Here is a 14,447-nt window from a genome sequence, read left to right as displayed (position 1 = left end):
TTATATGAATCAAAAACTATCAGGCTTTGTTTACGGAGTGGACGCTAGCTCCATGTTCTCCCAAGCTATGTCTCTATTACAAAAAGGTTTGATTGCAGTAGGAGCCTTTCTTGTTGTCATGGGCATTATCAACCTTTCAACCAACATTAAAGATGGTGGGCCAGGTGTCCGAAATGCCATTCTAGAAATTGTTGGTGGTGTCATGGTGGGAGCCGCAGGTGCTTTTGTGACACAGATTACCATTTAGAGGAGGTCAGAACATGACATGATGATGAATTTTACGTCACCTTTTGTATTTCTAGCCTCTGAAAAAGTGTCAAGCGATAGCCTTTTTGAAGGGTTTCAGGTCGATTTAGAATCAACCGCTAACTTGGTTAAATCACTGGCAGACTTTAATCCGACGGTGTGGTCTTACATGACAGCCATTACTAAGGGGATAATGCAGCCATTGGGTGTGGCTATTCTAGCAGTTGTTCTTGTACTTGAATTTTCAAAAATGGCCAAGAAAATCGCAAACTCAGGTGGTGCGATGACCTTTGAAGCCATGGCACCTATGATTGTCAGCTACATTATGGTCGCGGTCGTGATTACCAATACGACGGTTATTGTGGAAGCCATTATCGCTCTTGCCTCTTATGTTATTGAACAAGTGGCAGGGCTTGTCACAAATGGTGGTGCTAATTACGATACCATCTCAGGCATCAAGGGATCTGGGATTGTAGGAAAAATGATTATTGGCTTTTTTGCGATTCTCATTTGGTTGGTACGAATGGCCAGCATCATGGTTGTCAATATCTTGATTACCATTCGCTTTATCCAACTCTATCTGATGATTCCTTTTGCCCCTGTTACCATTCCGACCTTCCTTAGTGATGACTGGAGAAGTGTTGGGATTGGTTACCTTAAAAACATCATGGTCTATGCCATTCAAGGTATTTTGATTTTTCTAATTGTATCTCTTGTTCCCTTGTTTGAATCGGCTGGAAAGATTGCCGTATCAAATGGAGCTGGAGTGATGGAATCACTCGCCATTATGTTTGGTGGCTTGGTACAGGCTATATTGTTAATCATTGCCTTAGTTGGCAGTCAACGAACCGCCCGAAGTATTTTGGGGATGTAGGAGGAAGGGAGTCATTATCTCGCTTCCTCTTTTTATAGCTTACTTAGATTGGAGAACATTTATGAACACTCGTGTCTTTAAGGATATCTCAAAGGTTCAACACAGGGCATGGCTAGGATTTACAACTAGACAGGTTATTTTTGTATTTCCAGCTGTCGCCCTAACCATTTTGGTACTGGGCTTGAACCTATTTTATTGGCAATTTGGGGATTGGTTTGTCTATGGTTTTGTTTTTAGCTTTACCATTCCACTCATGTTATTTGGGGTCTATCGCCCTAATGATTTACCATTTGAAACCTACCTCAAGTACCGTTTTCATTATGAACTAACAGTACCAGATCGTACATTTACTGGAAGAAAAGGAGACCAACGTGAAAAAATTAAAACACTTAATGAAACCAAAGACCTCTTCTAATGACAAAAAGCAAAAGACGAAAACGCAGAAGCAGGAGATCAGACCTTCTACCGTAAATACGTTAGCCTATCAAGGGCTTTTTCAGAATGGCCTTATGCAGGTCAGTCCAAGCTATTTCTCACAAACCTATCTCTTAGGAGATGTCAATTATCAAACAGTTGGCTTAGATGATAAGGGAGCTATTGTTGAGAAATATTCCGATTTAATCAATTCACTGGATGATAAGACTAATTTCCAACTGACCATCCTCAATCAAAAGGTCAATCTGGAAAAATTCCGTAAGAGTATCCTCTATCCCTTACAGGAAGATGGGTTTGATGCTTATCGTGATGAATTAAATCGCATGATGGATGCCAACTTAGAGGCGGGTGAGAACAACTTTTCAGCTGTCAAGTTTCTTTCATTTGGCAAGAGCGACCAAACACCAAAACTAGCTTTTCGTTCTCTGTCACAAATTGGAGAATATTTCAAGAGTGGCTTTTCAGAGATTGATGTATCTCTTGGTCTACTCGGTGGAGAGGAACGAGTGAATGTCCTTGCGGATATGTTGCGAGGTGAAAATCATTTACCGTTCTCTTACAAGGATTTGACCCTCTCAGGTCAAACTACCAAACACTTTATTGCACCAACCTATCTTTCCTTTAAACACAAGAATCATATTGAATTGGACGATCGATTATTACAGATTGTCTATGTTCGTGACTATGGTATTGAGCTAGGGGATAAATTTATTAGAGACTTGATGCAGTCAGATTTGGAAGTGATGATTAGCTTACATGCTAAAGGCTCTACCAAGTCTGAAACCATGACCAAGCTACGAACCAAGAAGACCTTGATGGAATCGCAAAAGATTGGGGAACAACAAAAGATGGCTCGGACTGGAATCTATTTGGAGAAGGTCGGCCATGTTCTTGAGAACAACATCAATGAAGCAGAAGCTCTTCTTCAAACCATGACCCAGACAGGAGATAAACTGTTTGACACCGTATTTCTAATTGGCGTGCTTGCGGATACTGAAGACCAACTCAAACAATCTCTTGATATTATCAAGCAAGTGGCAGGGTCTAATGATATGATTATTGATAATTTGACCTATATGCAAGAAGCTGCTTTTAATAGTCTCTTGCCATTTGGGAAGAACTATCTCGAAGGTGTTTCTCGGTCTCTATTGACTTCAAACATTGCCGTGAATGCCCCTTGGACTTCCGTAGATATTCAGGACAAGGGTGGGAAATTTTATGGTATCAATCAAATCTCAAGTAATATCATCAACTTCAAAAAGGGAAAAGGATTCACACGCCAGCAACCTCTTAAACCAAGAAGACGCTACCAAACCTTTTTAAAGCATGCCAGAAAACAAAGTGTCGCAGGTTTCAAAGGAATCGTCCAAGCCATTAAGGGAAGTATGACTTTCTTTTCTGTCCTTGCGGGAAATCCTTTGACTTGGATTGTCTCAGGCATTCTCTTGATACTCCTTTTGATGATGAGCTTTTTCATGAGTGTCTCAGGTAGCAGTGTCATTCAACAAGATGAGATGGAATTGACCAAGGCCTATACCCACATGACGTGGGAAGATGCGGAGCATACTAGATCCAACGAAAAGGGAATTACCTATTACACCAAGATTGATGAGGTTATGGTTTACATGAATCATCAATACCAAGACTACAAGCTTGACGATGTCATGGAAACAGGTGGTGCGACCTACAAAGCATTTCTCAGTCAAGTCTGGACGGACTTAAATGGTGGAGACTCTATTAAATCCATGTCTGACTTGTATAAAGAACCTGCTTACAAGCTGTCAGATGAGGACCAAGAAGAACTAAAGGAGTTGACCGAAGAAGGCAACTATTTAGCCCTTCAAGAATTGGATAATCCCTTTCAAGGACAGACTGATGAAGATAGTTTAAGTATGTTATACCGATATGGTTATGAGGTCATTGATGAAAAACCAACGCTTCATCACCATATCATCTTAGAAGCAAAAGAAGGTCAAGTCATTGTGGCTCCGATGGATGGCAAGGTATCTCTTGATGGGGAGAACGTTGTTTTGACATCTGGTAAGGGAGTCAATAAGACTAAACTAACCTTGTTTGGCATTCATTCAGGTCGAGTGAGTGAACATCAACAAGTCATGGCAGGAGACATTATTGGTCAAACCAAAGACGGAACGGGTCTAAAAGTCACCTATCAAAAGGTTGATGATGACACGGATAAGTTGGTCTATGTCAATCCAGCATTCTACTTTCCAAAAGTGATTCAGGTTCAGACCACCATTCTTCCAACTATCGGGCAGTTTGGCGGCGATGAGTTCGAGAGAGCCAAGGCAATTTATGACTATCTTAAAAGCAAAGGTGCGACCAATCAAGCTATCGCAGCTATTTTAGGAAATTGGTCGGTAGAATCCTCTATTAATCCCAAGCGTGCGGAGGGCGACTATCTATCTCCCCCTATTGGTGCGACAGACGGTTCGTGGGATGATGAGGGCTGGCTTTCACTCAATGGTCCAACTATATATAATGGGCGTTACCCAAATATTCTCAAACGTGGTTTAGGCTTAGGACAATGGACAGATACCTCGGATGGGTCACGCAGACATACTTTATTGTTGGAATATGCCAAAGGAAAAGATCAAAAATGGTATGACTTAGGTTTACAACTGGATTTCATGTTGCATGGGGATAGTCCTTATTACACCAACTGGTTAAAGGACTTCTTCAAAAATACAGGTAGTCCAGCTAGTCTCGCCCAACTCTTTCTCATTTACTGGGAAGGAAATAGTGGTGATAAGCTACTTGAACGTCAGACAAGAGCAAGTGAGTGGTATTACCAAATTGAAAAAGGCTTTAGTCAACCTAACGGTGGGACAGCACAAAGTGATCCAAAAGCACTTGAAGCTGTACGAGGAGACCTTTTTGAAAACTCTATTCCAGGAGGTGGTGACGGTATGGGATATGCTTACGGCCAATGTACTTGGGGAGTCGCAGCCCGTATCAACCAATTGGGGCTAAAACTCAAAGGTAAAAATGGTGAGAAGATTCCAATTATCAGTACCATGGGCAATGGCCAAGATTGGGTACGAACAGCCGCAAGTCTCGGTGGAGAGACAGGGACAAGTCCACAAGCAGGAGCTATCCTTTCCTTTGCGGGAGGAGGACATGGCACACCAACAGAATACGGACATGTGGCTTTTGTGGAGAAAGTCTACCCAGATGGCTCCTTCCTTATCTCCGAAACCAACTACAATGGCAATCCAAACTATACCTTCCGTAGAATATCAGGAGTGGATAGTAGTTTGAGTTTTGCGTATACGACGAAATAAAAAAGGATATGCTAACAAAATGAATAAATGTTAGCATATTATTTCGTTTATCGTTGATTATTTTAAAACAATGTGCTAACATTATTTTAAAGTGTTAGCATATTGTTTTGGAGGTGGTGATATGGATTTGTTAGAGAAACCCGTTTATAATTATATTAAAAATAATCATGGAGTAATAACTTTTCGTGATATGGAAGAGCTTAACTTTTCTTATCAACAATTGAATCAATTAGTCTCAAAAGGGAAAGTGGAATCAATTGAAAGAGGTATCTATCATCTGCCAGATACTTATATCGATGACTATTTTAGTTTACAGTACCGTTTTCCAAAAGGAATTTATTCCTTAGAAACAGCACTTTGGTTACATGGTCTGTCCCTTACCATTCCATTTGAGCCTGTGATGACTTTTTCTTTCGGGACAAATACGAGGCCAATGAAAGAAGCTGGTGTCAAGCCAATCGTCGCTAGAAAGTATCATGAAATCGGTATTATTAGACTGGAGCGACAGGCTGGACAGTTTATCTCAGTATATGATATGGAACGAACATTAGTTGAGTGTTTGAGAACAGCTTACCATGTTGATATTCAAGTTATTGCCCCAGCTTTTCAAGCTTACTTCAAAAAAGGAGTTGTAGATTATACTAAGTTGTATCACTATGCACATCTATTTAAAGTAACTGAAAAACTACAATCATATGTGGAGGTCTTGTCGTGAAATTTTCAAATGCTAATAGTTTCAAAGCAAAAGTCAAGAATATTGCAAGAGAAAAAGGAATACCTGCTCAACAAGTTCAGCAAAATTTTCTGATTGAACAAGTTTTAAAACTCATCTCAGAGAGCAGGTATAAAGATTCTTTCATTGTGAAAGGTGGATTTCTTATCGGACAGATGATTGGCTTAGATAAACGGACAACAATGGATTTAGATGTTACCCTGAAAGATAAACCTCTTAACGAAGAAAGTATTCAATCAATCTTCAAAGAAATAATCAATCGACCTTCTGAAGGTTTCCAATTTGAAATTGATAAGTTAGAGCCAATTCGACAAGATGAGATTGATGTACACATATTGAATACTGCTTTGCACAATACTGCTAAAAAAAGAGAAAGTTTAGATATTTTGATAAATTGGGAAGAGCAATTAGAGACATTACGTAGATCTGACTATCAGAAACAGCTTTGGTCTCGTTATCAAAAATCTTTCAGATATGCAAGTGAAACGAGTTTTGAGGAATCAGTGGACATAGTAGCAATTATTTTAAATCATTTGGAGGTTTAGTTTTATATGCTGACAGGAACTTTACAGATGATGGGGTATGAATTCTTCTTTACGTTCAATGAAGAAAGATTATCCTTGATTCCCAAAGAAGAGGAAAAGGATGAGATTAGGCATTCTTGGTTCTATACTAAATTAGGAACAGGAATCTTTGCTTGGCCAGGGAATCCTAAATTCGTAGAAGAAGACTTTCTTTATGGACGGGCAAATGAAACAAATCGAGTTATTTCGTCATAATTTAATCATATAGAGTTGTTAAAAAAGTATATTCCGAAAGTCTAGAAATACTAATTTTGTAGATTTGTGTTCACGTCATGGCTTCATTTTAGTTTTGCAATAGAGTATAACGATAGAAGTTGTCAATTCAATAAATAAGTAAGTTTATTTACAAAAAACGAAATTAATGGTATTATTGTTGTATCGAATTGGGGCGTGCTAGTCACGTCTGGGAGGGTCTGATGCGTCAGTCCTCCTCTTTTTTTATTTTTAAGTATTCTTCAGAGGTTATCGGTTGTGCTTCCGATAGCTTTTTTCTTTTCCCTGAACTGATTGTGATAACAAAATCAAGCCTTCTTTTTTATGATGGTATTGAACTTGGGCTACGAGCTGTACAAAAAAGAGAGTTTCTCTTAGAACGGAAAGTTCTTCGTCAAAACTCCTATTTTTGTCGTGCTCGCTTAACGCCCTCGTATCTAATAAAGAGTGACAGTTTGTTGCTACATAAAAAAGAAAAGAAGGACTATTTATGACCAAAACATGTAATCATCACTTTCTTGTCAATCAGGAAAAAGGCGAGAAACACGTCTTTCGCAAGAGTAAAAAATATCGCACTCTATGTTCCGTTGCCCTTGGAACCATGGTGACGGCTGTTGTTGCTTGGGGAGGAACGGTTGCACATGCTGATGAAGTCTCATCATCAGTTGACACCACCATTCAACGAACGGAGAATCCAGCCACGAATTTACCAGAAGCACAACCAACCCCTGTTTCTGAACAAACTGAAAGTTTAGGGTCAACTGGACAATCTAATGGAGCTATTGCTGTCACCGTACCACATGATACGGTAAAACAAGCAGTGGAACAGGCAAAGGCTGAAGGTGTTTCTACGGTTGAAGATAGTCCAATGGATTTGGGCAATACGACATCAGCGACTGAAACCAACCAACAAATTTCAAAAGCAGAAGCAGATGCCCAAAACCAAGTTGAGGCTATCAATGAAGTTACTGAAACCTACAAAGCTGACAAAGCGACATACGAATCGAATAAAGCCCGCATTGAACAGGAAAATAAGGTGCTGTCACAGGCCTACGAGGGGGCCAACCAAACTGGTAAAGAGACAAATGCTTGGGTTGATACCAAAGTCAATGACTTAAAATCCCAGTATGCAGATGCTGACGTGACAGTAAAAGAACAAGTAGTTTCATCAAGAAATGGGACATCTGTACTTGACTATACAAACTATGGCAAGGGTGTTGAAAGTATTCAATCAACTAACGAGCAAGCTGTAGCGGATTATCTAATAAAGAAAGCCAAGGCAGATGATATTGTTGCGAAAAACCAGGCCATTCAAAAAGAAAATGAAGCTGGACTTGCTAAGGCAAAGGCAGATAATGAAGCCATTGAAAGGCGTAATCAGGCAGGTCAAGCAGCTGTAGATGCTGAAAACCGTGCAGGTCAAGCCGCAGTAGATCAAGCTAATCAGGAGAAACAACAATTAGTTTCAGATCGTGCAGCCGAGATTGAAGCTATTACCAAACGCAATCAGGAAAAAGAAGCCGCAGTCAGAAAAGAGAATGAAGCGATTGATGCCTATAATGCCAAAGAATTGGAATGCTATCAACGTGATTTGGCCGAGATTTCAAAAGGTGAAGAAGGTTATATTTCTGAAGCCCTTGCTCAAGCCCTCAATCTAAATAACGGTGAGCCACAAGCACAACATGGAGCCAATACCCGAAATCCTGATCAGATTATTTCAACTGGCGATGCTTTGCTGGGTGGCTACTCAAGAATTTTGGATTCAACAGGATTCTTTGTCTATGACAGCTTCAAAACAGGTGAGACTCTTAGTTTTAATTATCAAAATCTTCAAAATGCACGATTTGATAGGAAAAAGATTAGCCGTGTGACTTACGATATTACCAACCTAGTATCACCAGCTGGAACCAATGCCGTGAAATTGGTTGTGCCAAATGATCCAACCGAGGGCTTTATTGCCTATCGAAATGACGGAAACGGTGACTGGCGAACAGACAGGATGGAGTTTCGTGTAGTTGCCAAGTATTACTTGGAAGACGGTTCACAAGTCACCTTCTCCAAAGAAAAGCCAGGAGTCTTCACACATTCTTCCCTCAATCATAATGACATTGGTTTAGAATATGTTAAAGATTCATCTGGGAAATTTGTTCCGATTAATGGTTCTACCGTTCAAGTGACTAATGAAGGTCTAGCGCGTTCTTTGGGTTCCAACCGTGCAAGTGATTTGAATTTACCTGAGGAATGGGATACCACATCAAGTCGTTATGCTTATAAAGGAGCTATTGTCTCAACAGTTACATCAGGAAATACCTACACAGTCACCTTTGGGCAAGGCGATATGCCACAGAATGTTGGCTTGTCATACTGGTTCGCCTTAAATACCCTACCAGTTGCACGTACAGTGACACCTTATAGTCCCAAACCTCATGTAACGGTGGATCTTGAACCCGTTCCAGAACCTATTACGGTAACACCAGATGTCTTTACTCCTATAACATTTACACCAGAAAAGCCTGTAACCTTTACGCCAAAGCCTTTGGAAGAAGTGGTGCAGCCTAGTCTGTCCTTGACCAAAGTAACCTTACCTGTCAAACCTATTCCAAAAGAACTTCCGACTCCACCACAAGTACCGACAGTTCATTATCACGCTTATCGTTTGACGACAACTCCAGAGATTATGAAAGAAGTAGTCAATAGTGACCAAGCTAATCTTCATGAGAAAACTGTCGCAAAAGATTCAACGGTGATTTATCCCTTAACAGTTGATGCCTTATCGCCCAATCGTGCCCAAACGACTAGTCTCATTTTTGAGGACTACTTGCCTGCTGGTTACCTCTTTGATAAGGAAACAACACAAAAAGAGAATGGAAACTATGTCCTTGGCTTTGATGAGACTAAGAATTTTGTGACCTTAACTGCAAAGGAAAACTTGTTGCAGGAGGTAAATAAAGATTTAACCAAGGTTTATCAACTGACCGCTCCAAAACTCTATGGTTCTGTTCAAAATGATGGGGCAACCTATTCCAATAGTTACAAACTCCTTTTGAACAAGGGCACAAACAATGCTTACACAGTCACTTCAAATGTTGTAACGGTTCGTACACCAGGTGATGGGGAGACAACTACACTCATTACACCAGATAAAAACAATGAAAATGCGGATGGCGTCCTCATTAATGACACGGTCGTAACCCTTGGCACAACCAACCACTACCGATTGATTTGGGATTTGGACCAGTATAAGGGAGATCGTTCTGCTAAAGAGACAATTGCACGAGGCTTCTTCTTTGTGGACGATTACCCAGAGGAAGTGCTTGATGTGGTGGAAAATGGCACGGCTGTTACAACCCTTGAGGATCAGAAGGTATCAGGAATAACGGTTAAAACATATGCTTCACTAAATGAAGCCCCTAAAGACCTTCAAGATAAATTAGCTCGTGCTAAGATTACACCGACAGGTGCCTTTCAAGTCTTTTTGCCGGATGACAACCAAGTCTTTTATGACCAGTATGTTCAAACAGGAACTTCTTTAGCTCTTTTGACTAAAATGACGGTGAAAGATAGTCTCTATGGTCAAACTAAGACTTATACAAACAAGGCTTATCAAGTTGATTTTGGAAATGGCTATGAAACCAAGGAAGTGACCAACACCCTTGTTTCTCCAGAACCCAAGAAACAAAACCTCAATAAAGACAAAGTGGATATCAATGGGAAGCCCATGCTAGTGGGAAGTCAAAATTACTATACTCTCTCATGGGACTTGGACCAATACCGAGGGATTAAAGCAGACAACTCTCAGATTGCACAAGGTTTTTACTTTGTGGATGATTGTCCAGAAGAAGCTTTATTGCCGGATGAAGCAGCTATTCAGTTTATCACATCTGATGGCAAAACAGTTTCAGGAATCACGGTGAAGGCTTATTCTCAATTATCAGAAGCTCCTAAAATGCTACAAGCAGCCCTTTCGAAACAAAAAATTCAGCCTAAAGGAGCTTTTCAAGTTTTCATGCCTGAGGACCCACAAGCCTTTTTTGAATCTTATGTGACCAAGGGGGAGAATATTACCATTGTTACTCCGATGACGGTTTTGGATACCATGCTTAATTCAGGGAAGTCTTATGAAAACGTGGCCTATCAGGTGGACTTTGGACAAGCTTATGAAACCAACACGGTGACCAATTTTGTCCCTAAAGTAACTCCACACAAGTCTAACACCAATCAAGAAGGCATTTCAATTGATGGAAAGACTGTCCTTCCGAATACGGTCAATTATTACAAAATTGTTCTGGATTACAGTCAATACAAGGACATGGTGGTGACGGATGATGTTCTTGCCAAGGGATTTTACATGGTAGATGATTACCCAGAAGAAGCCCTTACCCTAAATCATGATGGTATTCAAGTTTTGGATAAGGATGGCAATCGTGTATCTGGTATCTCTGTCAGCACCTATGCAAGTTTGTCAGAAGCTCCGAAAGTCGTTCAAGATGCCATGGCTAAACGTCAGTTTACGCCTAAAGGAGCCATTCAAGTCCTTAGTAGCGATGATCCAAAAGCCTTTTATGAGACCTATGTGAAGACTGGACAAACCTTAGTTGTCACGCTTCCGATGACGGTTAAAAATGAGTTGACCAAAACAGGTGGTCAGTATGAAAATACAGCTTATCAAATTGATTTTGGTGTGGCCTATGTGACGGAAACAGTGGTCAATAATGTTCCCAAACTAGACCCACAAAAAGATGTGGTAATTGACTTGTCTCATAAAGATGACAGCCTTGACGGGAAAGAAGTGGCCTTGCATCAAACCTTTAACTATCGTTTGGTTGGAGCTTTGATTCCAAGTAATCGTGCGACTGATTTATTTGAATATAGTTTTGAAGATAACTATGATGAAAAGCATGATGAGTACAATGGTGTTTATCGCAGTTATCTGATGACGGATGTCATCCTCAAAGATGGTTCTGTCTTAAAAGAGGGGACAGAAGTCACGAAATATACCTTGCAACAGGTGGATACAGAAAATGGGCTAGTGTCAATTTCATTTGATAAATCCTTCTTAGAGACTATCTCTGATGATTCAGCTTTTCAGGCAGATGTTTACCTTCAGATGAAACGGATTGCGACTGGTCAGGTGGAGAATACCTATCTCCATACAGTGAATGGTTATGTCATAAGCTCAAATACAGTTGTAACACATACACCTAAACCTGAAGAACCAAGTCCAAATCAACCCACCCCACCTCAACCACCAATTGAGACTATTGAACCGCCTGTTCCAGCAAGTGTTTTGCCAAATACCGGGGAACAGGAATCCCTTTTGGGCTTGATTGGGGCTGGGATTTTACTCGGTTCAGCTTATGGACTGAAGAAAAAGGAGGAGAATAGATGAATCCGAAAACCATATATGAAAAGGATTCGGACCAAGATGGTTTGACAGACGCTCAGGAACTGGCTTTGGGAACCAATCCCCAGTCTGTTGATACGGATGGTGATGGTCAAGCTGATTTAGAGGAGCTACAATCTGGACAATCGCCTCTAGTTCCACAAAAGGAGTTGTGTGATGGTTTGGAACTTTGATACCATGAAAGAGGCTTTGTCTGAAATGGAGAAGGGCGATTACCAAGATTTTATCAAAGCCTTTCTCTCATTGGAATTAAGTATTTCTGATAGAACAATTCTTAATCAGGTTTATCAAGATTATATGGATGAAGATGACCTGTCCTTGATAAGTGATGAGCTACGAGTTAAAGTTGAAGGTTATCAGGATGAAGTAAGAGCTGATATGACTGATATTCTGGAAAAGCTGTACCGAACAGGTGAAGGCACTAGTTTTATCATGGATGTCATGTCTTCGAATAGTCTTTCTGACACGATGGATCAATATGAAATTTTGGATAGTGAAGACTATTCCTTAATCGGTCTTGAAACCTTACAGGCTATGATTCAACAGGACTTAGCCATTTCCAGTCAGGATTATTTTGGCGACTTGGTTCACCTAGCTTTGCAGAAAGAGTTACTAGACCAAAAAAGTCATTTCTTACAACACTATGTGGCAACTGTAATGGGAGGTATTCCACAAGAAAGAGACCAACGAGCCTTGGTCCTAGATTAACACAAAGGGCTGAGAAACACTCTCAGCCTTTTTAAAATGGGAGGGAATAATGAATCAAGAAGTCTTACTACAAATGATGAGAGCAACCATTCCTCGTGATAGAGCCTTGCTTGAAGCGTTTTTATATTACCAAGCAGAGCATTTTGATGAGGAGTGGGATAGTCTCGTTTATCAGTTTATGACCAATAGGCAGGAATTCAAAAGACCTGTTCAGGTACTTCACTTTGAGACAGATGTTTCAGCTTTTGTTCAGGCTAGTCCTTATGATACTGCTCATGATCTATTGACCTATACACAAGTATTCGGCCAAACTGGTCTCCAAAAACTTGACAAACTATCGACGTCTGAAAAAGACTTGGTGATTGAAGTGGCCTTGTTCAATCTGGCCACTCGTTTTCAACTATTAGACTCAAATGGACACTACCAAACTATTTCACCAGATTCTCTATTACAAAAGAGTAGGGGAGCTAATTTGGTCAATGTGTATCGAGTGGCTAATAATTTAGCGGATCGGATTAGCCGAGATATTGAGCAGTTTCTCTTGACTTACGAGCCTGAGCTTGAAACGAGAGCTGATGAAACTGTTCTAGAAAATGAAGAAACTGTTGATGAGCACAAAACAAGTGTTCATCAAGCAATATCTTTTCGAGAAGAGGGCTCTCTGGTTATTGCTAGTTTGGATGTAGATTTGTCCCAACTGGATATCCGAACTGGAAAAACAAATCATCTACCAGCCTATGAAGAGTTATCTTTACGACGTAAATTTGAGATTCTAACATATTTTGACCATATTCGAAATGAACGTTCCAGAGTTCCAAGTTTTAGACGAGGTGATTTTGACACTGAGATGGAAATGACACCAGTCTTTGATGGCGAGGAGTTACTCACCTATTTAGAAGCTGATGGTAGTCCCTATGAGCTGAAACGAACGCTGACCACAGTCGAAGAAAAGGAATTAGAAAAAATTGGACGAGCCATTAGGATAGAAAATCAAGAAAAATTGACTCAGCTAGGGATTGAGCTATCTCAGTTTGAATCAGACCAAGTCGGTATTTTATTGGATGCGGCAGGTCGTTTTCGTTTGAAAAATGCGGAGCTTGCTTTACTAGGTGGTTATCCAAAAGCTACGGTAACTCAACTAGCCCTTGCGACAGAACTACTCCAAATGGGACTAAGTCATGAAATGGTTGAATTTTTCTTTGGTAGCCAGCTTTCCATTGAAGAGTTGCGACAAGTTGCCTACGCCTTTTTACATCAAGAACTCAGCAGAGAAGATGCGGAGCAATTTGAAAAAGATAAAGGTAATCAGCCAGATTTAACCCTCAGAGATTGGAAAAGCAAGCTAGAGAAAGCTGAGTCGAAAGTAGTTGTTGATGAAGAGTTAGTGGAAAATCCACTGGTTCAGAGAGTATTGGACACTTATCCTCTGGGGTCATTGGTTTCCTATAAGGGACAGGACTTTGAGGTCGTGTCGGTCAGCGATGCTCGATTGAACGGTTTGATTCGGATTGAGTTAGTTAATGACTTTTCGGATATCATTGAACAAAATCCAGTTCTTTATGTGAGGACCTGGGAAGAAGTCAGTCAGGCACTTCATCAGCCAAAGGCAGAACCACAAACAGAGTTAGAAGAAGCGGACCAAGAACTAAATCTTTTTTCATTTCTGGAAGAGGAGCCAGTTCAGAGTATTGGACTATTGGAACCAGATGGTTCAGAAAAAGGTCATAACGATACTGATCTTGAAGAAACAGATAATCAAATTCCTGAAGAGGAAGTCGCCGAAACAATTCCAGAGATTCCAGTAACGGACTTTTATTTTCCAGAAGATATGACGGACTTTTATCCAAAGACTGCTAGAGATAAGGTTGAGACGGTTCTGTTGCAAAGTTTTAAATCTACTATCAAATAAGGTAGAATAATAGAAAAAGATAGCAGGAGGAATGACGAT

At 40.4% G+C, this 14,447-nt stretch carries 10 protein-coding genes and 2 pseudogenes; all 12 read left to right on the top strand.

Features of this window, described 5'->3' with window-relative positions; genetic code table 11:
• The first annotated feature begins 4 nt into the window (after positions 1 to 4).
• On the top strand, positions 5 to 247 hold the full coding sequence (locus ACHBIF_RS09270) for a hypothetical protein (protein WP_001072171.1): 243 nt from the start codon (positions 5 to 7) through the stop codon (positions 245 to 247).
• 18 nt (positions 248 to 265) lie between these two features.
• Positions 266 to 1,120 carry a conjugal transfer protein TrbL gene (locus ACHBIF_RS09265; RefSeq protein ID WP_170244846.1) on the top strand — a complete coding sequence of 285 codons (855 nt, stop codon included), beginning with the start codon at positions 266 to 268 and terminating at the stop codon, positions 1,118 to 1,120.
• A 61-nt stretch (positions 1,121 to 1,181) separates the two neighbouring features.
• Positions 1,182 to 1,535 carry a PrgI family protein gene (locus ACHBIF_RS09260; RefSeq protein ID WP_001097579.1) on the top strand — a complete coding sequence of 118 codons (354 nt, stop codon included), beginning with the start codon at positions 1,182 to 1,184 and terminating at the stop codon, positions 1,533 to 1,535.
• The gene (locus ACHBIF_RS09255) at positions 1,492 to 4,857 is read left to right on the top strand and encodes a VirB4-like conjugal transfer ATPase, CD1110 family (RefSeq protein ID WP_394720085.1); all 3,366 of its coding nucleotides are present in this window, start codon (positions 1,492 to 1,494) and stop codon (positions 4,855 to 4,857) included. The genes ACHBIF_RS09260 and ACHBIF_RS09255 overlap by 44 nt, the downstream gene beginning before the upstream one ends.
• Before the next feature lie 121 nt (positions 4,858 to 4,978).
• Complete coding sequence (locus ACHBIF_RS09250; protein ID WP_032510474.1) at positions 4,979 to 5,572, top strand: type IV toxin-antitoxin system AbiEi family antitoxin domain-containing protein; 594 nt, start codon at positions 4,979 to 4,981, stop codon at positions 5,570 to 5,572.
• On the top strand, positions 5,569 to 6,135 hold the full coding sequence (locus ACHBIF_RS09245) for a nucleotidyl transferase AbiEii/AbiGii toxin family protein (RefSeq protein ID WP_394720082.1): 567 nt from the start codon (positions 5,569 to 5,571) through the stop codon (positions 6,133 to 6,135). The genes ACHBIF_RS09250 and ACHBIF_RS09245 overlap by 4 nt, the downstream gene beginning before the upstream one ends.
• A 6-nt stretch (positions 6,136 to 6,141) precedes the next feature.
• Positions 6,142 to 6,363, top strand: a pseudogene (locus ACHBIF_RS09240) (hypothetical protein); the annotation flags it as partial.
• A 227-nt stretch (positions 6,364 to 6,590) separates the two neighbouring features.
• Positions 6,591 to 6,881 (top strand): hypothetical protein, encoded by a 291-nt coding sequence (locus ACHBIF_RS09235; protein WP_044980284.1) that lies wholly within the window; start codon positions 6,591 to 6,593, stop codon positions 6,879 to 6,881.
• Entirely contained in the window at positions 6,878 to 11,776 is a 4,899-nt protein-coding gene (locus ACHBIF_RS09230; protein WP_394720080.1) for an SspB-related isopeptide-forming adhesin, read from the top strand. Before ACHBIF_RS09235 ends, ACHBIF_RS09230 begins: the two co-directional genes overlap by 4 nt.
• Positions 11,773 to 11,964 (top strand): calcium-binding protein, encoded by a 192-nt coding sequence (locus ACHBIF_RS09225; protein WP_105148227.1) that lies wholly within the window; start codon positions 11,773 to 11,775, stop codon positions 11,962 to 11,964. Before ACHBIF_RS09230 ends, ACHBIF_RS09225 begins: the two co-directional genes overlap by 4 nt.
• Positions 11,948 to 12,499: a hypothetical protein gene (locus ACHBIF_RS09220; protein WP_394720078.1), complete on the top strand. Its 552-nt coding sequence runs from the start codon at positions 11,948 to 11,950 to the stop codon at positions 12,497 to 12,499. Before ACHBIF_RS09225 ends, ACHBIF_RS09220 begins: the two co-directional genes overlap by 17 nt.
• 49 nt (positions 12,500 to 12,548) lie before the next feature.
• Positions 12,549 to 14,372, top strand: a pseudogene (locus tag ACHBIF_RS09215) (hypothetical protein); the annotation flags it as partial.
• Between the last annotated feature and the right edge of the window lie 75 nt (positions 14,373 to 14,447).

The organism is Streptococcus sp. A11, assembly GCF_043674225.1.
GTDB classification, from domain to species: domain Bacteria; phylum Bacillota; class Bacilli; order Lactobacillales; family Streptococcaceae; genus Streptococcus; species Streptococcus suis_V.
The sequence above is the reverse complement of the archived record's forward strand: the minus strand, read 5'-3'. Positions and strand labels throughout refer to the sequence as shown.